This window comes from Thalassospira lucentensis MCCC 1A00383 = DSM 14000 (genome assembly GCF_000421265.1).
Lineage (GTDB): Bacteria > Pseudomonadota > Alphaproteobacteria > Rhodospirillales > Thalassospiraceae > Thalassospira > Thalassospira lucentensis.
The window spans coordinates 1-25,509 of sequence record NZ_ATWN01000003.1; the positions used below are offsets into that span (position 1 = coordinate 1).

The window sequence follows — 25,509 nt, forward strand, 5'->3', positions numbered from 1 at the left end:
TGCCGACATCACCGGAGCCGTGATGCTCGCCAATCACCTTCCTCCAGCGAGGTATCTACTTGCCGACAAGGCCTATGACGCGGACCACTGGCGGGCCTGGCTCATACGGAGAAAGATCAAGCCCGTCATCCCCAACAAGGCCAATCGCAAGCAACCATATGCCTTCAACCGGAAGCGCTATCGCGGACGTAATGTCATTGAGCGCATGTTTGGCCGTCTGAAAGACTTCCGACGGATTGCCACTCGCTACGACAAGAATGCTAACAACTTCATGGCCGCATTATGCCTTGCTGCGCTCGTTTGCTACTGGATTTGAATGAGTCTGGACCCTAGGGTCTGAACCCAATTGAATGCTTGAAATGGTCGCGAGGAATTTGTGCGGATATCAGGAGCATAACCTTGCAAATTCCTCCGATCCGAAGGACATCAGGACACTCTGCGACCTGCGGCGTCAATCCCCTTGCCCGGGGCAATACCCCGCGCGGCGAAGATTTCCTTGCATGTCTTGCTTGTTCTGATGCCATTTTAAACATTCGAGTGGGTTCAGACCCTAGCGACACCTGATCTCGTTCTTTGGATCATCTCGACCGTGGCACAAACAAAAACCCCCGCAGAAAAATCTGCGGGGGTTTTGTGAAGTCGTTACGTGATTAAGGCGAAAGCCTTACATCGCGGTACCGAATTCCTTACGAAGCGCATCAAGAACTTCCTGGGTGTCGCCACCAACTTCGTCGACAAGGCTTGCGCCAATGCCTTTGGAAGCTTCTTTAAACGCGGCACGCTGTTCGTCATCAAGGCGAATGACCTTGATGTCCGGCTTGGCTTCCTTGATACGGTCAAGGGCTGCTTCGTTTGCCTTGGTCTGCGCATCATAGATGAAGTCATCAAGCTCAGCTTTGACCTCGGCAAGCATCTCTTTACGCTCATCTGACAGACCGGCATAGAAGTCAGCATTCGAGACCACGGTGGTGGTGTACTGCTGCTGACCGGCATAGATCAGATAGTCGGTAACTTCGTAGAATTTTGCACTTTCAACGAAGAAGATCGGGTTAACCTGTGCGTCGATAACGCTGGTCTGAAGACCCGAATAAACTTCACCCCACGGCAGGGCAACCGGATCGGCGCCAAAGGATTTATAGCTCTCGATCAGGATCGGCGAGGTCATCACGCGGAATTTCACACCGTCGAAATCAGCCGGTTTTTCAACTTCTTTCTTGGTGGTCCAAACCATTTCCCCTTCCGGGTACATGGTATAAAGCTTGAGACCCTTGGACTCGAAATCCTTGCTCAGGCCGTCATAAATGGTCGGGCTGCCCGACAGGACTTTTTTGTTGACCTCGTTGTCCTGCGACAACAGGTACGGCACGCCAAAGACCTGAATTTCAGGCACGAACGTACCCAAGTGACCCGGCGATGCGTTCGAGAACTGAACCGCACCCGCAGACGTCAATTCGGTAATGTCATTTTCCGTACCGAGCTGACCATAGGTGTAGATGGTCACGGACACGTCGCCATCGGTTTTTTCTTCAACCAGGCGTTTGAATTCCTGTGCATACAGATCCTGAACATCGCCCGGGCTTTCTTCGTGGGCAAATTTCCATTCTTCTGCATGGGCGGCGGTTCCAGCTACTGCGAACAAAGCGGCAGCAGACAGGGTCGCCTTGAGGAGTTTGTTCAAACTCATATCGAAGTCTCCCTTATTGTACGCACAACGTCCGGGATCTGCCCGGTTACGACGGCGTTATGATTGGCACATCAATTTTATGAACGTGCGAAGTGTTGAAATGTTCCTGCATCAGGTCAATGCTAGTTTTGTATCAGGACATAATAACTTTGACGTCTACACATTTACCCGCAGGTCATGTTAGGGTCAGGCCAAATTAAAGGGTGGAAAAGCATAATGTGGTTGCCTGACATCGATCTAAGTGGCGAAACCGGGCCCAAATACAAGGCACTGGTAGAAGCAATCATCACCGACATCGAATCGGGACGACTCCGACATGATGTCCGCATGCCCACCCACCGTGAACTGGCCTACCGCCTCAAAGTCAGCGTTCAGACCGTCAGTGCCGCCTACAAGGAAGTCGAACGTCAGGGATACCTCAGATCCGAACGACGACGCGGCACATTCGTTCAGGCCCGCCTGACCGACCGCGCGTCCTCCTTTATCCTTGATAACCGCCAACCCGACCTGATTGATCTGTCGATTGTTCGAACCGCCTATACCGACTTTCACAATGATCTGTCGCGCCAGATGCATGCCCGCCTGGCCGAGGAAACAATGCATGGCTGGATGGAAAGCTGCCGTCCGGTTGCCGGTTTCGAATATCACCGCGAAATCGGCTCCAAATGGCTGGCAAGCATGGGGATCGACTGCACCATCCCCAACCTTCTGATCACCAATGGTGCCGCGCAGGGGGTGTTTACCGCCCTTGCCACCATTGTGCAGCCTGATGATGTTGTCCTGACCGAAAGCCTGACCGACCATGGGGTGATCGGCACCGCCAGCATCCTTCGCTTCAAGCTGGGGGCGCTTCCCACAGATGAACAGGGCATCCTGCCTGAGGCCTTTGAACGCGAATGCCATCAACGCCAAGTCCGCGCCCTTGTCGTCACACCGATTTTCACCAATCCAACCAACTGCTTAATGGGGCTGGAGCGGCGTAAAAAAATTGCCGAGATCGCCGAACATTACGGGGTTTACGTCATTGAAGATGACGTCTATCGCCCACTTCTGGAACAAAACCTGCCACCGATCACAAGCTTCCTGCCCAAGCTTGGTTTTCACGTTTCAAGCCTGACCAAGATTGTCATGCCGGGCCTGCGCACCGGTTTTCTGACCGTCCCGCAGCATCTTTCAATCCGTGCCAGCAGCGTTTTGCGCGTCACCGGCTGGATGGGGACTCCATTGATGGCCGAGATCGGCGCCCGCTGGATTGCCGATGGAACCGTCGATCAGGCCGTCACAGTCCAGCGCGCCCTGATGCGTGAACGACAGGCCCTTGTCGCCGAAATTCTTGGTGATGCGGTTGTCCGTCATCACCCGACATCGCTGAGTGCATGGGTGCGTATCCCCGCCCATTGGCAGGAAGAATGGTTTGCTTCTGAACTGCGAAAAAATGGCGTGGCTGTTACGATTTCCGACCCATTCATGACCGTTAAGGTCCCCCGTCCCAATGCCATTCGGGTGTGCCTTGGCGGGGCGATTGATACCCCGGCATTGCATCATGGCTTGATGCAGATCCGCCACACAATGGACCAAATGCCGGGTGTCCATGCCTTCGACGTTATGTATTGATTTTTGTCTCATGACAAAAATGTGATTGAACCGTCACAAAGCGTTTTTATTCTGATCCTTCACGCGTGAAGCGAAGACGACATGTGCGGGAGGGAACCGATCACTGCACACAGCGTTTTTTATAATGTCTCGCACGCGCATCAAGGAGGTCGTATGTCAGCTTCAAATGGGGAAACCCCCGCCCCGGGTGGTGGGGTGTTGGGTATTCTAAAACGCCTTGATGACGGGTTGTCCGTGATCGAGCGTCAGCTTCTTGGCTGGAGCATTGTGATCATGGCGGTCAATACCGTCGCCAACGTGATCATGCGTCTTGTCTTTAGTTCGAGCATTTTCTTTTCCGAAGAACTCAATCAATTTTTGATCATTCTCGTCACATTCGTCGGCATCAGCGAGGCCGCCCGCATGGGGCGCCATATTCGCATGTCGGCCTTTACCGATATGCTCGGCCCCAAGGCCAGCAAGGTCATGATGATTATCATCACACTTGGCACAGCATCGCTGTTGTTCCTGCTGGCGTGGTATTCAATTGATTACGTCTCGTCTCTGATCCAGTCCAACCGACTGACGCCTGCGTTGCGTATTCCATACTATTTCACCGTCCTCTGGGTTCCATTCGGCCTGACCGTCACGGGCATCCAGTTCGTCCTTGCCGCAGCAACGAACATCTTCAGGCCGGGGACACATCTGTCCTACCGGGTCGAAGATACGTTCGAAGCTGAAGACATTCACCTGTAAGGAGAACGGAAAAATGGATCTTGGAACCACAATCCTTCTGGTGATGCTTGTACTGCTCGTACTCGGCTTCCCCATGATGGTCCCGCTTGCCACCGCCAGCGTCGTGGCGTTTGCCTTTTATATGCCCATCCCCGAACGCATCCTCATTCAGCAAATGGTGACGGGCATATCCCCGGTCGCACTTATCGCTGTACCGATGTTCATCTTTGCCGCCGATATCGTGACAAAGGGGCATACCGCCAACCGGCTGATTGACCTTGCCATGACCTTTGTCGGTCATGTGCGCGGCGGTCTTGCCGTCACCACCGCCCTTGGCTGCACCATGTTTGGCGCGGTCTCTGGCTCGACACAGGCAACCGTGGTTGCCATGGGCGGCCCGCTGCGCCCGAAAATGCTCAAGGCTGGCTACGAAGACAAATTCGCCATGGCCCTGATCATCAACGCCAGTGACATCGCCTTTCTGATCCCGCCCTCCATCGGCATGATCGTGTTTGGTGTTGTCGGCAAAGTCTCCATCGGTGAGCTTTTCCTGGCGGGTATCGGCCCGGGGATCTTGATCCTGATCATGTTCTCGGCCTACTGCATGTATTACGCCAAAAAGAACAACATCCCGACCATCCCGCGCATGACCTGGGCTGAACGGGGTAAGGCCGTGATCTATGCCGGTCCGGCGATCATGTTCCCGGTTCTGATCGTGGGCGGCATCTATCTGGGCTGGGTCAGCCCGACCGAGGTTGCCGCTGTCTCCGTCGTTTATGCCATCATTCTTGAAGTGCTGATTTTCAAATCGGTCAAATGGTCTGAACTGCTTGATATTGCCAGATCGACCGGCCTGATCACCGCCGTTGTGTTTATTCTGGTCGGGGCGGGCACGACATTCTCGTTCGTGATTTCCTTTGCCCAGATCCCGCAACATGTGATTGGTGCGCTGGGGCTCGAAGGGGCCAACGAATACGTTGTTCTGGCCGCAATCTGCATCGCATTCTTCATCGGGTGCATGTTTGTCGATCCGATTGTCGTGATCCTGGTTCTGACCCCGATATTCATGCCGTTGGTACATGCGGCGGGCCTTAACCCGGTTCTGGTGGGGACACTTGTCACCCTTCAGGTGGCCATCGGCTCGGCCACACCGCCGTTTGGCTGCGATATCTTTACCGCCATCGCGATTTTCCGACGACCTTATGCGGAGGTCATTCGCGGCACGCCACCCTTCATCATCATGTTGCTGTTAGCAGCAGTTATCCTGGTGCTTGTGCCGCAAATTGCATTGTTCCTGCCTGAGCTTGCCTTCCATTAAGTCCGGCAAATCAGCAAGAACCGGGTTCGCCCGAACGACCTAAACACGAAACCGAAACAGGGGTGGTCCAAACAACATGGTTTGGACCACCCCGCCTCTTGGAGTTCAGGATGATGTCCGTATCCCCAGCGGTCACGCCAGAGCCGGTAAACCTGTCCTATTCGCCCGATCCTGTCGGACCAGCAGGGCGGATCGGATTGATTACACTTGCCACCGATTTCAACAGCGAGGATGACCTGCGCGGCATCCTGCCTGCTGACGTGCGCCTGTTCACCACCCGGATTGAAAATGCCAACCCGGTTACGGTCGAAAACCTGCGCGCCATGGCCAATGACCTGCCCCGTGCCGCACGCACTTTGCTGCCCGGCTACGGTGTTGATGTTGCCATATTTGGCTGCACATCAGGCACTGCCGTCACCGGCTCAGACAAAATCGCCGCCCTGATTAATCAGGGGATGCCAGGTGTCTCCGTGACCAACCCGCTTCTGGCTGGCGAATTGGCCTTAAAGGCAGTCGGTGCGCAAAAAATTGCCATCGTCACCCCCTATCTTGCCGATGTGACCCGCTCGGTCGCGGATGGCTTTATCGACAAGGGGTTTACGACAACCCGTGTGATGGGCTTTGGTCTGGACAATGATTTCGATATGACAGCCCTTCCACCCGACGCCATTCTTAAGGCCGCCCTTAACGCCGATACGCCTGATGCCGATGCAGTGTTTATTTCCTGCACCGCCATCCGCTCCGCCGAAATCGTGGCCGAGGCCGAACAAAAATTGGGCAAGCCCGTAATCACCAGCAATCAGGCCCTGATCTGGCATGCCCTTCATCTGATGAAATACACAAAGCCGGTCACAGGGTTCGGAACCCTGTTTGACCATGCCCCACAACCTTTAAAATAAGTCGAGGTCGCCATGAAAGACCCCATCACATTTGCTGATGTTCTTTCTGCCCGCAAAACCATCGCGGGCCACGTGATCCATACGCCGTTGCGTCCGTCCACGTCGCTTTCCGAGCGGATCGGAAGCCCCGTCTGGCTGAAATGCGAACAGCAACAATACACCGGCAGCTTCAAGCTGCGCGGGGCGGCCAATGCTGTCTTGCGCCTGACCGACGCGCAAAAGGCCAAGGGCGTTGTCGGTGTCTCAACCGGCAACTATGGCCGGGCGCTGGCCTATGCCGCGCACAATGCCGGGGTCCGTTCGGTCATCTGCATGTCAGAACTCGTACCGCAAAACAAGGTCGATGGCATCCGCGCCCAAGGGGCCGAAGTCCGCATCATCGGTCAGTCACAGGACGAGGCCCAACACGAAGTTGACCGTCTTGTCGCCGAAGAAGGCCTGACCATGCTCCCGCCCTTTGACCATGCGCACATCATCGCCGGTCAGGGAACGCTCGGCCTTGAAATCATCGAAGCCCTTCCCGATGTCGATACCCTGCTTGTGCCCCTGTCGGGTGGTGGTCTTTTGGCCGGTGTTGCACTGGTCGCAAAATCGATCAATCCCAACATTCGTGTGGTCGGGATCACCATGGAACGCGGCTGTGCCATGATCACAAGCCTGCAAGAAGGCAAACCGACCGCGGTCAAGGAACTGCCGACACTGGCCGATAGCCTGGGCGGCGGCATTGGCGAAAACAACCAATACACATTTGATATGTGCGGCGATCTGACCGATGATTTTGTTCTGGTCAATGAAGCCCAGATCGCCGATGGCATCCGGGCGGCCTACCACGATGATCAACAGGTCATCGAAGGATCGGGCGCTGTGGGCATTGCAGCCCTTCGCGCCGGGTTGATTGATAATCCGGGGCGCACGGTTGCTCTAACCACGGGCTGCAACATCGACATGGCGCTGCACAAACGGATCGTTGGCGGCGAAGACGTCGACCTGATGGCGGAGTAACCCCTATGCCAAACATCAGAATCCTCACCGAAACCGATCTTCGCAAGGTCATCGACCTTGATCACGATGCCATTGATTGCGTGCAAAACGCCTTTGTTGCACTGGCAACCAAGGATGTCCGCATGCCGCCGATCCTGCGTCTCGACATTGACGATTATAACGGCGAGGTCGATGTCAAAACCGCCTATGTTCCCGGTCTGGATGGCTTTGCGATTAAAATAAGCCCCGGCTTTTTTGACAATCCCAAACTCGGCCTGCCGTCGGTCAACGGGTTGATGAACCTGTTTTCATCGAAAACCGGCATGTTAGAGGCCGTCCTTCTTGATAACGGCTACCTGACCGATATCCGAACCGCCGCCGCCGGTGGTGTTGCGGCAAACCATCTCGCACGCAAGGATGCCAAACACGCCACGATTTACGGCGCTGGCGTACAGGCACGATTGCAGCTCAAGGCCCTGACACTGGTGCGCAACATCACATCGGCCACCATCTGGGCCCGTGATCTGGCCAAGGCAGAAGCCTGTGCCAAAAAGGCATCGCTTGAACTTGGCATTCCGGTTTCCGCCACCAGTGATGGCAAGGATGCGGCGGCCAATGCCGACATCATCGTCACCACAACCCCCGCACGCGAACCGGTTTTGATGGCCGATTGGGTCAAACCGGGCACCCATGTCACCGCCATGGGTTCGGACGCCGAACATAAAAACGAAATTGACCCTGCCCTGATCGGGCAGGCCGATCTTTATGTCTGCGACAGTCAGGCACAAACCCGCATCCTTGGTGAACTTCATCACGCCATTGATGCCGGCATTGTGACGGCTGACGCGACATTCCCCGAACTTGGACAGGTCATTGCCGGAAATGCTTCTGGCAGAACATCCGATGATCAGATTACCATCTGTGACCTGACCGGGACTGGTGTTCAGGACACCGCAATCGCCACCCTCGCCCGAAGCCGCTGTGACGCAGCAGCAGCCGGGATAGAGGTATCTTCGTAACAACAAAAGGAACATGGGTCAGGAAAGCTGAAACCCCGCCTTTTTCTGGAGGCCTGCGATGAGCCAGGTTGAATTGAATTTCACGCGTGAGGAATATGCCGAGCGTCTGGAGAAAACCAAAAAAGCCATGGTGGAGAAAGGACTTGATCTGTTGATCGTGTCCGATCCGTCAAACATGGCCTGGCTGACCGGCTATGACGGCTGGTCATTTTATGTCCATCAATGTGTGCTTGTTCCGATTGAGGATGATCCAATCTGGTTTGGACGTTCCCAGGACGGAAACGGGGCGAAGCGTACGGTCTATATGACCCATGATCGCATCATTCCCTATGCTGATTATTATGTCCAATCGACCACACATCATCCGATGGATTATCTGTCCGAGGTGATTGAACATCGCGGATGGGGATCGCGCAGAATTGGCGTTGAAATGGACAATTACTATTTCTCCGCCAAGGCTTTCCTGCAACTGCAGGCCCATTTGCCCAATGCAACGTTTTCCGACGCCACCGCCCTTGTAAACTGGCAACGCGCCATCAAATCGGAAACCGAAATTTTCTATATGCGTCAGGCCGCCCGCATTGTTGAAAACATGCATGAACGTATTTTCGAAATCGTCGAACCGGGCATGAAGAAAAACGAACTGGTCGCGGAAATCTTCCGTACCGGCATCGCCGGTGTGGACGGAATTGGCGGGGATTACCCCGCAATTGTCCCGCTTCTGCCATCGGGTGCGGATGCCGGTGCACCGCATCTGACATGGGATGAAAAACCCATTCCGGGCAATTCGGGGACGTTTTTTGAAATTGCCGGATGTTATCGCCGCTATCACGCGCCACTGTCGCGCACGATTTTCCTTGGCGATCCGGACCAAAGGTTCCTTGATGCTGAAAGTGCCCTGATCGAAGGCCTTCAGGCCGGGCTTGAGGCCGCCAAACCGGGCAACGTCTGCGAAGACATCGCACTTGCCTTCTTTGGCGTTCTGCAAAAATACGGCATCGAAAAAGACAGCCGCTGTGGCTATCCAATCGGGCTGTCCTATCCGCCCGACTGGGGCGAGCGCACCATGAGTTTGCGTCCCGGTGATAAAACGGTTCTTGAACCAGGCATGACCTTCCACTTCATGCCGGGTCTCTGGTTTGATGACTGGGGGATCGAAATCACCGAAAGCATGATGATCACGGAAACCGGCAGCAAAACACTGACCAGTTACCCACGGCAGCTGTTTGTGAAGAACTAGCCACCGGCGATCACACCAACACCGCACCGGGCCGACGTTCCAAACGGCAATATGCCAAGCCGCTCGTCCCCGGTGCAACAGTACCAATGCCGAATTTCGACGGTCGCGACATTCGGCCCTTCAAGGATACGACCATGACAAAAGCCTCCCCCATCAGCCCGACGATCCCGCTTGATCGCGATGGCATCCACCACGGCTTTTTAAAGCTGCCCTATTCGCGTGACGATTCCGCATGGGGGGCTGTGATGATCCCCATCACGGTTATCCGCAATGGGGCTGGCCCCACCGCCCTTCTGACCGGCGGCAATCACGGCGATGAGTACGAGGGCCTCGTGTCCCTGTTCAAACTGGCAGGCTCCCTTACCCCGGCCGACGTCACCGGGCGCGTGATCATTCTGCCCGCCATGAACTATCCGGCATTTCGCGCAGCCTCGCGGACATCGCCCATTGATGCGGGCAATATGAACCGGTCCTATCCGGGCAAACCCGATGGCACAGTCACCCAGAAAATCGCCGATTACGTCCTGCGCTATCTCGTGCCCGAGGCAGACATCGTTCTCGATATCCATTCGGGTGGCAAGACGCTTGATTTCATCCCGTTTGCCGCGGCCCACGTCCTGCCCGACAAGGAACAGGAAGCCCGCTGCGTTGCGGCGATGAAGGCATTTGGCGCGCCCTATTCGATGATGATGCTCGAACTCGATGCAGTTGGCATGTTCGACACCGTCGTCGAAGAAGCCGGCAAAACCTTTGTCACCACCGAACTTGGCGGCGGCGGCTCCACCACGGCAGAACGCATGGCCATTGCCGATCGCGGTGTGCGCAATATTCTGATCCATGCCGGAATTGTCGGCGGTGAAATTGAAGCCGCCCCGAATGGCACTGCCATGCTTGATATGCCCGGCGATGATTGCTTTGTCGCGTCTCAAGACGTCGGCCTGTTTGAGCCCTGCGTTGATCTGGGCGACATGGTCAAAAAGGGTGATCTGATTGCCCGCATTTATGATGTGGAGCGCACCGGCACAGCCCCGCGCGAATATCATGCATCGCGTGACGGGATATTATCGTGCCGTCACTTCCCCGGCCTGATCAAGATGGGTGATTGTCTGGCCGTGATTGCAAAGGTGCTGTGACCATGATCAGGCTTGATGAGCTGGATCTTAAAATACTCAAAACCCTGCAACGCGAAGGGCGCATCACCAAGGTCAAACTGGCCGAGGCGGTCAACCTGTCGCCAAGTCCATGCTGGGAACGCCTGAAACGCCTCGAAGACCTTGGGGTGATTTCGGGCTATCACGCCCATATCAATCTGGAAAAACTGGTCAAACCAACCTTGGTGCTGACCGAAGTCACCCTGCGCCATCATCAGCACGATGATTTCCAGATTTTCGAGAAAGCCGTGCAGGACATCCCCGAAATCGTCGAATGCTATGGCTTGGGCGGCGGGGTCGACTACATGCTCAAGGTGCTCTGTCACGATGTTGATGCCTATCAACGCCTGATCGACCGCCTTCTGGTGTCTGATATCGGTATTGATCGCTATTTCACCTATATCGTCACCAAAAAGGTCAAAACCACCGCCATCACCCCGATTGAAAATCTGGTTGAGTCCCCGGAACGGAAATAACCGCTGTTCTTGTCGTGGTGTTGGGCTTTCAATGGTTATGTGAACGTCACGGGCCGGCCTGATCAAGTTCAGGCTGGCCCGCGCTATAATTCTTTTCTTTTTTTTGAAACTGTGGCGAAATCAGCTTTCGGGTTTTATCGCGCAGGGGGCGGGGATGATTGTTGGCAATTGGGGCGCAAAAGCCCTGCTGATTGGCGTGTGTATGGTCGGACTGATCGGATGTCAGACAACAACCGGCGACACATCCACACCCCCTGTTCAAGGTACCGCACCCGCCCTTTCATCCGCCCCATCATCCGCCCCGCAACAAACCGTTGCCAATCTCTCCGAAACCGCCCTGATCAGTTTCGAATTGAACAATTCCGGCATTGGCGGATATTACGGATGGCAACTTCAAGTCACCCATGCTGCCAACAATGCCGGGTTCATCCCGTTTATATCGAACCAATTATCATCGGGGCAAATCCAGCGGTTTGAAGTCTGGCCTGACCGGTATGCAATCAATGTCTATCGACTGGGTAATCTGCAATATAGCGGCTGGATCGATGTCCATCCTGCACAGATCACTGTCATTTACGCCGACTTCGGGCTGTTGTTTGACGATGTGAAAATCAACAATATTGCCGACCCTGCACTCTATCTGCAGGCAAAAAACATCCCCGCATTGCTGACCCCGATATCATCGACTTACAGTCCCCAGACCATTCAGGATACAGGTGGCTACCGCTTTGAATATCGCGGCCCACAACAGTATGGCAAGCATGTCGGCACCGGGACTGCCACGATATCAGAAGCCGGAAAGGAATTTGCCACCATCGGCAATGCTGCCCTTGAAGATACCGGCATATCGGGCCGCATACAGTTTGCCGACAACCGCACGACGGATGGCACCATCGTTCGTCTAAACGGCATCTATCAACTCGCACCGGAAACACGCACCATTTGGCCCGACGGTCAGGAATTTACCGGGCGTTATCAAGTTTTCACCCCGGCTGACGGTTTGCTGCGTATGGTTGACGGAACGTCATGGAAAGGTGCTTTGCGCAACGAGCGTCCTTTTGGAGCCGGACGGGTTATGTTCGCAGCGGATGGCTGGATCGATCTTCCATCGGGCGAAATGTTCCCGAACCAAACCGGGACATTTTCGTGCGGCGGCAAAACCGTGCCCATCGGCGAATGTTATTACCATGCCGGGACAAGATTGGCTTCGGCGGCAGAACTTGATCTCTTGATCGAAAGGGATCTTCAAACTGCCGCCAAAGACGTCAAACAGCCCCAGCAACAAACAATCGATGCCCCTCAGGCGACCGAAACCGGCTGCAGACAGGCAAGTGGAACATTTCACGACACGACCGGTAATTCGACATTGACGCTAGACACGCCCGGCCAGGGACGCGGTAATTTTATCAGCTACACCTTTGGCGGTGCCGCAAAATACCGGTTTGAAATCGATTTCACTTATACCACCACCCCCGACAGCATTTCCGTGACCTATGATGGCATTGGAACCTATAGCAATGCTGCAACCGGCGAGGTTCTTCAACGTATGACGATACCGTCCGGCACCGTACCTTGCCAGTTTGACCGTGACGTTCTGGTCTTTGACGGTGTGGAATACCGAAAATAAAGCACATTGCGAATGCGTGAACATTCAAAATGACGGCAAAACTATTTAACGCCATCTTCCTTGGCCAGCGACGAACCATGGCAAGCTGGCCGGGGCTGAAATGGTCGGCAGCGGTGCCACGCAAATCACGTGGAACGGGTGAAATGCCTCCGCCCTCAATCGTTAAGACAATCAGCCAAAACCACACGCGAAAAACCATATTTACCATTTACGTTTAAGGCGAAACGGCGACAAAATACCGGCCAAAAAGCCATAATCGTCGGAAAAATGGCCGCAAATTTGCCTGTACTGCCCCGTAACCTCCGTTTCAAATGATATGGAGGTTATGCGTGTCTGGTTCCGATCAAGAAGATCAAACCGCCGCCAATAATGGCGGCGATCGCGTTTTTATTTCTGCCTTTTTTGTTGGTATTGCCGCGATCAGCTTTGGTCTGGGCGCGTTTGTCGTGCTGGCAGAAGTGCCGCCGTATCAATCGATGAAAAATGCGTGGCGTGCCGGGACGGCCCTTTGGGAACAGCGCACCAAATACACCGATGTCGAACGGCTTGATTTCTGGGCCGAAGCCAGAAGCGATCAGACCGGCATTACCATCCACGATGCCAATCGCGCGCAAAATGGCCTGACACTTTATTCATCGGGCGATGGTCCGCATGCGGTGCTGATCGATATGGATGGCAATATTGTCCATGAATGGCGCATGCCCTTTAGCATGATCCACGATGAGACATCCCCGATCCCCAATCCGCAAAAAGACGACTTCATGCATTGGCACACCGCCAAGATGGCCCCCGATGGCGATCTGATTGTCCAATACACGGCGGCGGGTGACACGCCATATGGTTATGGCATGGCCAAGATGGACCGTGATTCTAATCTGGTCTGGAAATACCTTGGCACCGCCCACCATGATTTTTCCATTGCCGATGATGGCCGGGTCTATGCCCTGACACAGGAATTCCGGTTCAACACCTACGCCAACCGCAAACAACTGACCCCGCCGCGTCTGGATGATTTCGCGGTGATCCTCTCGCCCGAGGGCAAGGAGATCAAAAAGGTCTCGATCCTTGATGCGCTGATCAATTCAAGCTACGCCAACATGGTTGATTTCGCGCCGTATTTCGCCAATGAAGACATTCTTCACACCAATACAATCCAGTTGATTGACGCCGACACCGCAAAGAACTTTGCCTATGGCAAGGAAGGCGACGTTGTTGTGTCCTTCCGCGATCTTGGCATCATCGCCGTGCTTGATATGGATGCGGAAAAAATTGTCTGGGCCACCCGTGGTTCATGGCTGGGGCAGCATGACCCCGATGTTTTGCCCAACGGCGATATCTTGCTGTTTGACAATCAGGGGCAGCTTGCCGACCCGGATGCCGGACAATCACGCGTTTTGCAAATTGATCCAGTAACCAACGCCATCACGTGGCAGTACAAGGGCACGGCAACTCATAAGTTTGACAGCAACATCCGTGCTGATCAGCAACGCCTGCCCAATGGCAATACACTGATTACGGAATCAAGCGGCGGCCGACTGTTTGAAGTCACCCCGACCAGTGACATCGTGTGGGAATTCCACAATCCGATCCGTCGCGACGATCCTGATAATCCCGACAAAAAACTGATCCCCGTTGTGTCGCAGGCCGAACGCATCACCGATGCGCGTGCGGCCCTGTATCGCGACACTGTCCCTGCCTCCAACACCGGAGACGCACAATGAAACAGACCCAAAACGCAATGACGCATGCCCAACGTATGTCTGCGCCCAGCTCAAGAATGCTCACCATCGGCACCACGGCGGCCCTTTCCTGTGCCATGCTGCTAACCGCCTTTCCTGCCCATGCCTATGTCGGGCCGGGTGCGGGGTTAAGCCTTCTGTCCGCCCTTTGGGCTGTCTTGGCCGCGATCCTTGTTGCGGTTGGCTTCGTTCTGATGTGGCCCATTCGCAAAATGATGCGCAAACGCAAAGCCAATCGCACGACGGCGCAAAGCAGCACGACCGAAAGCACAAAACATTCAAGTTCGTGAACGCACCGCATCACTGACGTACAACAGGACGGCACATAATGGGACTTTTTGACTGGCCCGCCCCGGCATTCACAACTCTGGACGACTTGATGGGCGACGCCATTGGCCCGTTTGGGCGCGTGCTGATCTGGGGGCTGCTCTGTGCAGTCATTTCCATGGTCCTGTATCGGATGTTATCACCGCAAACCCGGATCAAACAGATCAAGGCCGATGTCAAAACCGCCCAGAAAGCCATGACCGACGACGATGGCGAAGACTTCGCCCACGGCATGCGTCTGGCCAGGGCACAGCTTGGGCATTCCTTCAAACTGGTGGGCTTTGTGATCGGTCCGGCGGTTCTGGCGTCCATGCCCGCCCTTGCCATGATTGTCTGGCTGGACGGGCAATATGGGTATCGCTGTCCGGCCCCCGATCAGACCGTGACAATTTCGGTCGAGCCGCAAGGCACCCCGATTGAGCAGGTCGGCATTAACTCCGACGCCCAAGACAGCAGCTGTCCAACCGTCCAGATCCCCGGAACCCTTGACGGACAAACCCATGTCATTGCCCCGGCCGCAGCCATTCCGGTGATGCACCAAAAGGTCTGGTGGAACCATTTGATTGGCAATCCGGCGGGATATCTGCCCGACGACACACCCGTGACGCAGCTTCGCTTTGACCTGCCCGCACAGGAAATCATCGCCTTTGGTCCGGGCTGGGCACGTGGTTGGGAACTGACATTCTTTGTCGCCCTGTTGTTGGCGTCACTGGGGATCAAGAAAGGATTTCGGATCGAATGACCAATATAATCGACACCACTTCCGACAAGATCACCACGCAAAAATCGCCAAAACCCGAAGCATTCCACGTTTCGGGTTGGGATCACTGGCTCAGCGGCCTGATCGCCCGTCACCCGGCCAAATGGATCCGGCTTGGCAATTTCGAAACGAAAATGGCCGCTGATGCCATCGCAGATATCCAGATTGAAAAACCGATTTTCGTGGCCGGTCTGGCACGTTCAGGCAGTACAATTCTGCTTGAAACCCTTGCCCAGCACCCCGATGCCGCCACCCATCAGTATCGCGATTACCCGCCTGTTTTTACCCCGTGGTTCTGGAACCGCTTTGTCGATCTCGCACCGGGCAAAAAGAACGTGGCTGTTGAACGCACCCATGCCGATGGCATCAACATCACCCCCGAAAGCCCCGAAGCGTTCGAGGAAATGATCTGGATGGCGTTTTTCCGTCATCTCCATGACATTGGGGACAACAACACGCTTGATGAACACATCAGCAACCCCGCGTTTGAGGCATTCTACCGTGACCATATCCGAAAACTGATCCATGTTCGGGGCGGCACGCGCTATGTATCCAAGGCAAACTATCTCGTCACCCGGATGGAATATCTGTTGTCGCTGTTTCCCGATGCGCGCTTTGTTTTACCGGTCCGCGATCCGGTTTGGCACATCGCATCCCTGATCAAGCAACACAATCTTTTCTGTGCCGGGGAACAGAACAATCCCCGTGCGGTTGCCCATATGCAGCGTGTCGGACATTTCGAATTTGGGCTGGATCGCCGCCCGATCAACACCGGGGATTTGCACGCAACCCTCGACATCATGAATCTGTGGAAAAACGGCAAGGAAATCGAAGGATGGGCGCACTATTGGTCCAACCTGCATCATTATCTGGCAGACCGGTTAACCGTGAACAAAGCACTTGAAAAGGCAACGCTTGTGATGCGCTACGAGGATCTGGTGGCTGATCCTGCGGGTAAGTTGCGTGCGCTGTTTGATCACACCGGGCTTGCCGATGCCCAGCCAATCATTGACCGCGTGGCCCCGACGATCCATGCCCCAAGTTACTATCGCCCGAATTTCGGCGACGATGAAATCGACCAAATCCGCGACATTACAATGATCGCCGCCAAACGGTTTGGCTATGACGTCAGGCCCGCCGAAACACGGCAGGCCTGACGTTCTTAAAATCAATGATGGTCGCTTTTGCGGCCCGTCGCCGTATGGAAGAAATCCCACCCGGCAAGCACAAGCATAATCATCGCCATGATCGCCAGATCCCAACGCGGGACATACGCGATCAAAATAGCAACAAATCCGGTAAGGATCACAAAAGCCAGAAGCGCCATCGCGCGGTTTAGAATATCACCCGTCATCAGGCATCTCCCTGCGTGCTGAGATATGTTTTCAACCAGTTTGCGGTCCGCAGCAAACGTGCGTCATTGCCAATCTTCCCGACAAGCTGAACGCCCATCGGCATGCCGTTTTGCGACCACAGCAACGGAATGGTGATCGCGGGCGTGCCACAAAACGTCCAAAGCCCGTTAAAGATCGCATCCCCCGTGGTGTTTAAGTTCGCCGGTGCTTGCCCGGTGGCCGCCGGTGTGATGATCACGTCACACCGCTGGAAAACTTCCTCCAACCCGGCATTAAACAATCCCCGCCAGTCAAGGGCGGCAAGGTAATCGCGGGCCGTCACATCATTGCCCTTGTCGATGGCGGCAACGATTTCGGGCGACAATTGCGCACGGCCACGCTTTTCATAAGAATAGTAATGCTTGGCCATCTCGGCGAAATTGATCTTGGCCCGCAAGGCCGCCGCATCATCAAACGCCTTGGGCAACGGCGCTTCAAAGCACTGATCGCCCAAAACACCGGTGATTTCGCGAAACGCCATCACCGTTTCCTCATCGGCCAGTTCATCGAACTGTGGCGGCCGGATAAAGGCAAACATCGGGGTGACCAACGGATCGCTTTTGGCAACATCAAGCAACCTTGGCGTCGGGCTTGGCGATGTATAGGGATCGCCCGCGTCATAGCCAAACAGGCTTTCAGCCACCATCGCCGCCCCATTGATCGAATTGGCAAACACACCAATGGTATCAAGGGTCGGGCTTTGCGGTAAAACCCCGGTTCGGGCAATCGCACCAAAACTCGGCTTGAACCCGACCACACCGCAAAACGATGCGGGCCGGATCACCGATCCCCCGGTTTGGGTGCCCACCGCAAGTGGGACCATGGCTGCGGCCACCGCCGCCGCCGACCCGGCAGACGACCCACCGGGTGTATGCTCCGGATTGTGCGGGTTGCGGGTTTTGGATGGATGCATAAAGGCAAGCTCGGTCGACACCGTCTTGCCCATGATAATCGCCCCGGCGGCTTTAAGCCGTGCCACCAGAACCGCATCTTCTTCCGGAACACGCCCCTCGTCCAACGGGGTGCCGTTGGACGTCGGAATGCGTGCGGTATCAATGACGTCTTTCAGCCCCACCGGCAAACCATGCAACGGGCCAATAGCGGCCCCTGATTGACGCCGCGCATCAAGCGCACGGGCCTGGGCAATGGCAAAATCACTATCAAGCCATGCCCATGCCCGCACCTGTGGTTCGATCTCTTCGATACGCGCAAGGCACGCCTCGACATATTCGACTGCACGCACCGCCCCGGAAGCCAGGCGGTCGCGCAGTTCGACAACATCAAGTGTCAGAAGTGGATTGATATTACTCATTACAATTTCCCTTAACGTGCGCCATAGAACAGATCAGGCAGATGGAAAACGATCTGCGGGAAAGTGTACATCAACACCATGCTGACAATCACCATGAACAGGAACGGCATGATCCCCTTAAAGATATCGGTCAACAATATCCCCGGAGGGGCAACCCCCTTAAGATAATACGCCGACATCGCCATAGGCGGGGTCAGGAACGAGGTCTGCAAGTTCAACGCCACCAGAATACCAAAGAACAGCGGATCAATATCAAACAGCGGCAGCAATGGCAGGAAGATCGGAACAAAGATAATAATGATTTCCGACCATTCCAAAGGCCAGCCAAGCAAGAAGATGATCAGTTGCGCCAACAGCAGGAACTGCAATGGTGTCAGATCAAGTCCACTGACGAACTCGGAAATAACATGCTCCCCGCCAAGATAGGAAAACACCGAGGAGAACGTATAAGACCCGACAAACAACCAGCACACCATCGCCGATGTCCGCACCGTCAGGTAAACCGACTCACGCAACCGGTCAAACGTCAACGCGCGGTAAGACGCCGCCAGAATGATACCACCAAGTGCGCCAATCGATGCCGCCTCGGTCGGTGTTGCCAACCCAAACAGGATCGATCCCAAAACCGACAGGATCAGGAACGCCAACGGGAAGAACGAGGTTGCCAGCATCCACAAAACTTTGGGCAGCGGCACTTCAGGAACTTCTTCCTTGGTCGGACGCGGGGCTGCTTTTGGCTGCAACATCGAACGGCAAACGATATACAGAAGATACAAACCCACCAGTGTCAGGCCCGGCAACAACGCCCCGGCATAAAGCCGCACAATGGAAACACCCGATGCGGCGGCATAAACAATCAACATGATCGACGGCGGGATCAGAATGCCAAGCGTCCCGCCGGCACAAATAATCCCCGCAGCAAAGCTTTTGTCATAACGTGCCTTGAGCATCGCCGGCAGGGCCAGCATCCCCATCAGGGTCACAACCGCACCCACAATCCCGGTCGCGGTTGCAAACAACGCACAGGTCACAAGGGCCGCAACCCCAAGCGATCCAGGGATATTGCGCGCGGCAACATTCAGGGTGCTAAACAACCGATTGACGATGTTTGACCGTTCAACGATGTAGCCCATAAACAGGAACAACGGCACCGCTGTCAGGACCTCGTTGGACATCACCGTATAGGTTTGGTTGATAAATAAATCGAATATTCGGTTGTTAAACGCCCCTTCAAACCACGTAATCGCGGATGTCAGGGTGTCACTGTCTTCGGCAAGTCGGTTAAAGGCCCGCCACATCCGACCGTCATCGAAATAGGCGTAATATCCAAAACCAATCCCCAAAGCCATCAGGGTAAAGGCCACCGGAAAGCCCAGAAATACGAGGATAATAAAGATGCCCAGCATCATTAGGGCGACATGTGCGTCAATCACTTTGGCAGCTCCGTTCGGGGGCAATCACTGTTGGGGTCCAAGTCAATCCGAAGTTCAGGACCCATCGCTTTTGGCGACACCCTGCTTCATCAGAAGTTCTTCGGTTTCCTGGACATCGTCTTCTGCATTGCGCCAGTACCCTTCACGGATACACATGATGCAGCGCATCACCTGTGCGATGCCCTGAATGAACAGAAGAATGCCCGCGGCAACAATAACGGCCTTGAATTGAAAGATCGGAACGCCCGCCGGGCTGTTCACACTGACCTCGCCATATCCCCAGGACCGGGCGGCATATTTCCAACCCGAAAAGATCAGCGCGATCACACCGGGGAAGAAGAAAAACAGATAAAGAACCAGATCAACCATGCCCTGCGTTCTGGGTTTCCAAAGACGATACAGGAAATCCCCACGCACATGCCCACCGCGTGACAGGGTATAGGCCCCGCCCATCATGAACATCGTGCCATACATGATAAATGACACATCCAGCGACCAGGTCGTCGGCGCATTAAATAGGTATCGCGAAGCCACTTCATAACTCATGCCAAGCGTCATCAGGATGATAAGCCACCCAAACGCCTTGCCAAACCACGCCGACAGCTTGTCCGCAAATTCGATAAATCTGATCATGAAACCTTGTCCGTTCGCATCTTGACCACCCCGCCCGCCGAACCGGGCAGACGGGGTGGTCAGGGTCATCTAAACACTGAAAAACCTATGGGTTGATCAGAGTTTCAGTTTGCCCGGGAAGTAGTGTTCGTATGCGAGCTGATAATCAGGTGAGTTCATCAGTTCGTAATAGGTCACACGTTCCACCCATGCACGCTGGCTATCAAGAACCCGTTTCATGAACGAATCTTCTTCAAGCGTCGGGATCAGTTTGTCCCAGGCCTCAAGTTGTGCTGCCAGGATGTCTTTTGACGTCCGGTGAACTTCCACGCCTTCGTCTTGCAGTTTCTGCAAGTCGGCGGAATAGTTGTCCATGGCAAGGGCGGTGTTTGACGTCGAAGCCGCCTCAACACTGTGCAGCAAGATGGCCTGCAGATCCGGGTCCATGTCTTCAAGAAGCCCTTTGTTAAACAGGAACTCGAAGCTTTCAGATGCCTGATGGTATGACGACAGATAGTAGTTTTTCGCCACATCCTGTGCGCCAAAACGCATATCAGACGACGGGTTGTTAAACTCGAACGCGTCAATCACGCCACGTTCCATCGCCGGCACAATCTCACCGCCCGGAAGCTGGGCAACGGACATACCCATAGACTGCAGAAGGTCTGCTGCCAGACCAACCGTACGGTACTTAAGGCCTTCGATATCGCTAACCGCATTCACCTGCTTCTTGAACCAGCCGAAAGGCTGTGCTGGCATCGGGAAGCCCAGACGACCAACAATATCAAGTCCCATAACGTCCTGGGTCAGCTCGCGGTAGAACTCCTGACCACCCCCGGCATAGTACCAGCTCAGCATGGTGGTGGCAGAACCACCAAACACCGGACCAGTCCCAAACAGCGATGCGGCCTTGTTTTTGCCGTACCAGTAAACCGGTACGGAATGGGCAATATCAATCACGCCGTCATTGACACCGTCGAGAACCTGAAACGCGGCAACAACCGCACCAGCAGGCAGCAAGTCGATTTTCAAACGACCACCCGACATGGCTTCAACACGATCAACATATTGTTGAGCAAACGTCATCCAGATGTCAGATGACGGCCAGGACGTCTGCATTTTCAACACCATCGGTGCTGGCTGTGCATGAACAGCAGGGGCTGCGAACAGCCCTGATGCTACGGCACCACCGGCAACCACACCGGTCGCACCCTTGGTCAGGAACGAACGACGCGACACTTCGACGGACTTCTTGCCTTCAGATTTATCTTTCGTATTCATTACTTCCTCCCAGAAATACCGTCATAAATCGACAACCATTGCCCACAAACGAACGGTAAATTCAGCCTTCAAAAGCCCCTGACCTTTTTGTTGAAGATCATGTCGATGCGCTTTCCCCGTTTCGGGACCAAAAACCGGCACGCATTTTGTTATTGTTAAAGCTTTGAATTCACTGATATTTGACGGTTAACCCGCCTTGTTAGGCCACCCGGTCACCCGGTTCACGACCCTTAAAATAAGCATCAAGATTATCAAGCGCGCGATACCCCATCGCATCGCGCGTTTCCTCGGTCGCGGAACCTACATGTGGCAACAGGAAAACGTTTTTCAACGCGCTAATCCGTTGATTTCCACCCGGTTCATCGCAAAACACATCCAACCCGGCCGCAAACAGTTTCCCACTTTCAAGCGCATCGGCAAGGGCCGCCTCATCGACCAGATTGCCACGCGCCGTATTCACAAGGATCGCGCGATCAGGCAACAATGCAATCGTGTCTTTGTTAATGATTCCGGTGGTTTGCGGTGTGGCGGGGCAATGCAGCGACAACACATCGGAATTGGCAAACAATCCTTCGACCGTGTCATGGAACACGGCCCCTTTGGCCAGATGCTCGGGAACGGGTTTGCGATTGTGATAGTGAACTATCATTCCAAAACCGCGCGCACGTTCGGCCGCCACCTGCCCGACACGTCCCATCCCAAGAACGCCAAACCGCTTGCCGGTCACTTGCCGCCCGACCATAAAGGCTGGCGACCAGAAATCCCATTTCCCGGCCCGGATCATTGCATCGCCTTCCGCCCCGCGACGTGCCGCACCCAGCATACACAGCATGGCAATTTCGGCCGTCGCATCGGACAAAACGTCCGGCGTATTGGTCACAACAACCCCGGCATCCTTGGCGGCTACCAGATCAACATGATCAACCCCCACCGAATGATTGGCGATGATTTTTAACCGTTCTGGCAATGCGCTGATCACATCGGCAGAAAAATGCTCGGAATGACACGGAAGCACCGCGTCCACATCCTGACATTTGGCAATCAGCTCATCGGTCGCAAAAACGTGGTCGTCGGCATTAACAGTCACATCGTAATCGCGTGCGGCTCGTATCAAAACAGCATCGGTTAGTTTACGTGTGATAAGAAGCCTTGGCTTGTCGGGCATTAAAACGCTCCCGGTGTTTCCCTGATAGGACTGGTTTATTTATTATTTTTCAAGCAAACACCTATACGGAAATTCCATCAATAGGCGATCAATCAAAGGGCTATTCTTTTTCACTTCGTGGAAAACCAACACGCGGCATCCTGCGTCTTTGCCAAAAGATGGCTGTCGCGCACGGCCCGGAAACCATGATCAAACAAGCCCTTAGATCGCCTTATCCACCCGAGTCGGCATCATCTGCCTGCCCTGTCCCATCGGCAAAGTTCCCGATGAAAACCGCCCATGACCGCGAAAGACGCCGTTAAATCGGCCCAAGAGCCATAAAAAAAGGCCGTTGCTTGATAAAAGCAACGGCCTGCAACCGACACACGTCGGCGGGAAGAACACGGTTAAGTTCCTTGTGTGGTCACAGGTTTCCCCAGAAAACCTGCCCCCTTAAAGTCGAACCCACGTTGCCCCTTCCCGTCCGGAACGCACGACGGCTTCGACAAATTTCATGCCGTTTAGACCTTCCTGGATGCCCGGCACCAAAAGCGATGCGGCATCTGGCGCGGTGCCATTTAAAAACGCACCAAGTTGGTCGGCAAAATCGGTGTAAAGGTTGGCAAACCCTTCAAGATATCCTTCCGGATGTCCCGGCGGTACACGCACACCGCGAAGCCCCTCGGCACCGATGCCAGCCCCACCGCGCGTCATCAATTCCGGACGGCCGTCAAGCGGGCGGAAATGCAGATGATTGGGGTGCTCCTGCGCCCATTCAATCCCGCCTTTGTCGCCGTAAACCCGCAATTTCAGGCCGTTTTCATGGCCCACGGCAACCTGACTGGCCCACAGCATCCCGCGCGCGCCATTGGCATAGCGCATCAGGATTTGCACATTGTCGTCAAGCTTGCGGCCCGCAACAATCGCATCCACATCGGCACACAGCTCGCTGATTTCCAAGCCCGAGACGAAATTTGCAAGGTTATGCGCATGGGTGCCAATATCGCCCAGCGCACCGCCCATGCCCGCCTTGGCCGGATCGGCCCGCCAACTGGCCTGTTTGTTATCGGTATCTTCCACACGGGTTGCCATCCAGCCTTGCGGATATTCAACCTGCACCAAGCGGATATCGCCAAGCTTGCCATCGGCAACCATCTGGCGGGCTTCGCGCACCATCGGATAGGCGGTGTAATTATGGGTTAGCGCAAACAGAAGACCGGTTTCCTTGACCTTGGCTGCAAGCTGTTCGGCTTCATCCACGGTCAAGCAAAGCGGCTTGTCACAGATGACATGAATACCGGCATCAAGCATCGCCATGGCGGCGGGAAAATGAACATGGTTTGGCGTGACAATCGCGCACACATCAATGCCATCGTCGCGCGCGGCTTCCTGTTTTGCCATCGCCTCAAAACTGTCGTAGCTACGATCGGCTGCAATAAACAGTTCCTCGGCCGACGCACGGGCAACATCTGGCTTGGACGATAACGCGCCTGCGACCAGTTCATAACGATCATCAAGCCGGGCGGCAATGCGATGCACCGCCCCGATAAATGCCCCGTGGCCGCCGCCAACCATACCCAGTCGAATGCGACGGTTAAGGGGGGTCGTTTTGCTCATGTCTGCCTCCAAATATCGTGTTGCCTGTTGGTGTCTGATCACACCAGATCAGACACCATATGACCAGACCTTAACTTAGTCCAAGAATACGGCGATTGGCCGCCTCGTCCGTGCCACCATCGGCAAAATCGTCAAATGCCTTTTCCGTCACGCGAATGATATGGTTCTTGATGAACTCCGCCCCTTCGCGTGCGCCGTCTTCGGGATGTTTAAGCGCACATTCCCATTCCAGCACGGCCCAGCCATCAAAATCAATCGCGGCCAGTTTTGAGAAAATCGCCCCAAAATCAACCTGACCATCGCCAAGCGACCTGAAACGCCCCGCCCGGTTTGCCCAGCCCTGATAGCCCGAATAAACGCCTTGGCGTCCGGTCGGGTTAAACTCGGCATCCTTGACATGGAACATGCGAATACGGTCGGCATAAATGTCAATGAAATCAAGGTAGTCAAGCTGCTGAAGCACGAAGTGGCTTGGGTCATACAAAATGTTCGCGCGGGCGTGGTTGTTCACCCGCTCAAGGAACATCTCAAACGTTACCCCGTCAAACAGGTCTTCGCCCGGATGAATTTCATAGCAAACATCAACGCCGCATTCCTCTGCAACATTGAGGATCGGGGTCCAGCGTGCCGCCAATTCATCAAACGCGGTTTCAATCAAACCGGCCGGGCGTTGCGGCCATGGATAGACATATGGCCAGGCAAGTGCGCCGGAAAATGTTGCGTGGGCATTGATGCCCATATTTTGCGATGCCTTAAGGGCTGCTTTAACCTGATTGACCGCCCATTCCTGACGGGCTTTGGGATTGCCGCGTACTTCGGGCACGGCAAAGCCGTCAAACATTTCATCATAGGCCGGATGAACCGCAACAAGCTGACCCTGTAAATGGGTCGAAAGTTCGGTTACTTCCACACCATGTGCGCCAAGTGTCCCTTTGACCTCGTCGCAGTAATCCTTGCTTTGTGCTGCGCGTTCAACATCAAACAGGCGTTTGTCCCAGCTTGGGATCTGCACCCCTTTGTAGCCGAGTGACGCAGCCCATTTGCCGATGGAATCAAGACTGTTAAACGGGGCGTCGTCACCTGCGAACTGCGCAAGAAACAATGCCGGTCCCTTGAGCGTTTTCATCGATAACCTCTTAGCGCTGTGGCAGTGTTAAATGGGAAAGG

Annotated in this window: 25 protein-coding genes; 15 read left to right on the forward strand and 10 right to left on the reverse strand. The window is 54.8% G+C overall.

Annotated features, from left to right (window positions below):
- The coding region (locus K355_RS0106830; RefSeq protein WP_022731371.1) for an IS5/IS1182 family transposase at positions 1-316 on the forward strand (316 nt) is incomplete at its 5' end.
- Between the two features lie 348 nt (positions 317-664).
- On the opposite strand, the gene K355_RS0106835 is transcribed toward K355_RS0106830, so the two are convergent.
- Entirely contained in the window at positions 665-1,684 is a 1,020-nt protein-coding gene (locus K355_RS0106835) for a TRAP transporter substrate-binding protein (protein ID WP_022731372.1), read from the reverse strand.
- 216 nt (positions 1,685-1,900) lie between these two features.
- On the opposite strand from K355_RS0106835, the gene ehuR reads away from it, so the two are divergent.
- The 7 genes from ehuR to doeA all read left to right on the forward strand — a co-directional run bounded on the left by ehuR (position 1,901) and on the right by doeA (position 9,469).
- A complete protein-coding gene (gene ehuR, locus K355_RS0106840) occupies positions 1,901-3,298 on the forward strand; it encodes a MocR-like ectoine utilization transcription factor EhuR (protein WP_022731373.1) in 1,398 nt (465 codons plus the stop codon).
- Positions 3,299-3,451: 153 nt separating this feature from the next.
- Positions 3,452-4,033 (forward strand): TRAP transporter small permease, encoded by a 582-nt coding sequence (locus K355_RS0106845; RefSeq protein ID WP_022731374.1) that lies wholly within the window; start codon positions 3,452-3,454, stop codon positions 4,031-4,033.
- Positions 4,034-4,046: 13 nt separating this feature from the next.
- Positions 4,047-5,330, forward strand: a complete 1,284-nt coding sequence (locus K355_RS0106850) for a TRAP transporter large permease (protein ID WP_022731375.1) — start codon at positions 4,047-4,049, stop codon at positions 5,328-5,330.
- A gap of 110 nt (positions 5,331-5,440) precedes the next feature.
- Positions 5,441-6,229: a maleate cis-trans isomerase family protein gene (locus tag K355_RS0106855; protein WP_022731376.1), complete on the forward strand. Its 789-nt coding sequence runs from the start codon at positions 5,441-5,443 to the stop codon at positions 6,227-6,229.
- 12 nt (positions 6,230-6,241) lie between these two features.
- Positions 6,242-7,231, forward strand: a complete 990-nt coding sequence (gene eutB, locus K355_RS0106860) for a hydroxyectoine utilization dehydratase EutB (RefSeq protein WP_022731377.1) — start codon at positions 6,242-6,244, stop codon at positions 7,229-7,231.
- Positions 7,232-7,236: 5 nt separating this feature from the next.
- Positions 7,237-8,229, forward strand: coding sequence for an ectoine utilization protein EutC (eutC, locus tag K355_RS0106865; protein WP_022731378.1), 993 nt, complete (start codon positions 7,237-7,239; stop codon positions 8,227-8,229).
- A gap of 58 nt (positions 8,230-8,287) precedes the next feature.
- Positions 8,288-9,469 carry an ectoine hydrolase DoeA gene (doeA, locus tag K355_RS0106870; RefSeq protein ID WP_022731379.1) on the forward strand — a complete coding sequence of 394 codons (1,182 nt, stop codon included), beginning with the start codon at positions 8,288-8,290 and terminating at the stop codon, positions 9,467-9,469.
- Between the two features lie 10 nt (positions 9,470-9,479).
- On the opposite strand, the gene K355_RS26175 is transcribed toward doeA, so the two are convergent.
- Positions 9,480-9,605 (reverse strand): hypothetical protein, encoded by a 126-nt coding sequence (locus K355_RS26175; RefSeq protein ID WP_258548866.1) that lies wholly within the window; start codon positions 9,603-9,605, stop codon positions 9,480-9,482.
- Here K355_RS26175 and doeB point away from each other — a divergent pair.
- The 7 genes from doeB to K355_RS0106905 all read left to right on the forward strand — a co-directional run bounded on the left by doeB (position 9,604) and on the right by K355_RS0106905 (position 16,706).
- Entirely contained in the window at positions 9,604-10,602 is a 999-nt protein-coding gene (doeB, locus tag K355_RS0106875; RefSeq protein WP_028791406.1) for a N(2)-acetyl-L-2,4-diaminobutanoate deacetylase DoeB, read from the forward strand. The two genes, K355_RS26175 and doeB, sit on opposite strands and share 2 nt — an antisense overlap.
- 2 nt (positions 10,603-10,604) lie before the next feature.
- A complete protein-coding gene (locus tag K355_RS0106880; RefSeq protein ID WP_033368674.1) occupies positions 10,605-11,096 on the forward strand; it encodes an Lrp/AsnC family transcriptional regulator in 492 nt (163 codons plus the stop codon).
- Between the two features lie 154 nt (positions 11,097-11,250).
- Positions 11,251-12,723, forward strand: a complete 1,473-nt coding sequence (locus K355_RS0106885) for a hypothetical protein (RefSeq protein WP_022731382.1) — start codon at positions 11,251-11,253, stop codon at positions 12,721-12,723.
- A 329-nt stretch (positions 12,724-13,052) separates the two neighbouring features.
- Positions 13,053-14,444, forward strand: a complete 1,392-nt coding sequence (locus tag K355_RS0106890; RefSeq protein ID WP_022731383.1) for an arylsulfotransferase family protein — start codon at positions 13,053-13,055, stop codon at positions 14,442-14,444.
- A complete protein-coding gene (locus tag K355_RS0106895; protein WP_022731384.1) occupies positions 14,441-14,752 on the forward strand; it encodes a hypothetical protein in 312 nt (103 codons plus the stop codon). The genes K355_RS0106890 and K355_RS0106895 overlap by 4 nt, the downstream gene beginning before the upstream one ends.
- A 38-nt stretch (positions 14,753-14,790) precedes the next feature.
- On the forward strand, positions 14,791-15,531 hold the full coding sequence (locus tag K355_RS0106900) for a hypothetical protein (protein ID WP_022731385.1): 741 nt from the start codon (positions 14,791-14,793) through the stop codon (positions 15,529-15,531).
- The gene (locus tag K355_RS0106905) at positions 15,528-16,706 is read left to right on the forward strand and encodes a sulfotransferase family protein (protein WP_022731386.1); all 1,179 of its coding nucleotides are present in this window, start codon (positions 15,528-15,530) and stop codon (positions 16,704-16,706) included. Before K355_RS0106900 ends, K355_RS0106905 begins: the two co-directional genes overlap by 4 nt.
- Positions 16,707-16,717: 11 nt before the next feature.
- On the opposite strand, the gene K355_RS0106910 is transcribed toward K355_RS0106905, so the two are convergent.
- The 8 genes from K355_RS0106910 to K355_RS0106950 form a co-directional block, all read right to left on the reverse strand.
- Entirely contained in the window at positions 16,718-16,903 is a 186-nt protein-coding gene (locus K355_RS0106910; protein WP_022731387.1) for a hypothetical protein, read from the reverse strand.
- Positions 16,903-18,255, reverse strand: a complete 1,353-nt coding sequence (locus K355_RS0106915) for an amidase (protein ID WP_022731388.1) — start codon at positions 18,253-18,255, stop codon at positions 16,903-16,905. The genes K355_RS0106910 and K355_RS0106915 overlap by 1 nt, the downstream gene beginning before the upstream one ends.
- Positions 18,256-18,266: 11 nt before the next feature.
- Positions 18,267-19,688, reverse strand: coding sequence for a TRAP transporter large permease (locus tag K355_RS0106920; protein ID WP_022731389.1), 1,422 nt, complete (start codon positions 19,686-19,688; stop codon positions 18,267-18,269).
- Between the two features lie 54 nt (positions 19,689-19,742).
- On the reverse strand, positions 19,743-20,321 hold the full coding sequence (locus K355_RS0106925; protein ID WP_028791409.1) for a TRAP transporter small permease subunit: 579 nt from the start codon (positions 20,319-20,321) through the stop codon (positions 19,743-19,745).
- A 96-nt stretch (positions 20,322-20,417) separates the two neighbouring features.
- On the reverse strand, positions 20,418-21,581 hold the full coding sequence (locus K355_RS0106930; RefSeq protein ID WP_022731391.1) for a TRAP transporter substrate-binding protein: 1,164 nt from the start codon (positions 21,579-21,581) through the stop codon (positions 20,418-20,420).
- A gap of 199 nt (positions 21,582-21,780) precedes the next feature.
- The gene (locus K355_RS0106935; protein WP_022731392.1) at positions 21,781-22,746 is read right to left on the reverse strand and encodes a 2-hydroxyacid dehydrogenase; all 966 of its coding nucleotides are present in this window, start codon (positions 22,744-22,746) and stop codon (positions 21,781-21,783) included.
- 432 nt (positions 22,747-23,178) lie between these two features.
- The gene (locus K355_RS0106945; protein WP_022731394.1) at positions 23,179-24,342 is read right to left on the reverse strand and encodes a Gfo/Idh/MocA family protein; all 1,164 of its coding nucleotides are present in this window, start codon (positions 24,340-24,342) and stop codon (positions 23,179-23,181) included.
- 70 nt (positions 24,343-24,412) lie between these two features.
- Entirely contained in the window at positions 24,413-25,468 is a 1,056-nt protein-coding gene (locus K355_RS0106950; protein ID WP_022731395.1) for a sugar phosphate isomerase/epimerase family protein, read from the reverse strand.
- Between the last annotated feature and the right edge of the window lie 41 nt (positions 25,469-25,509).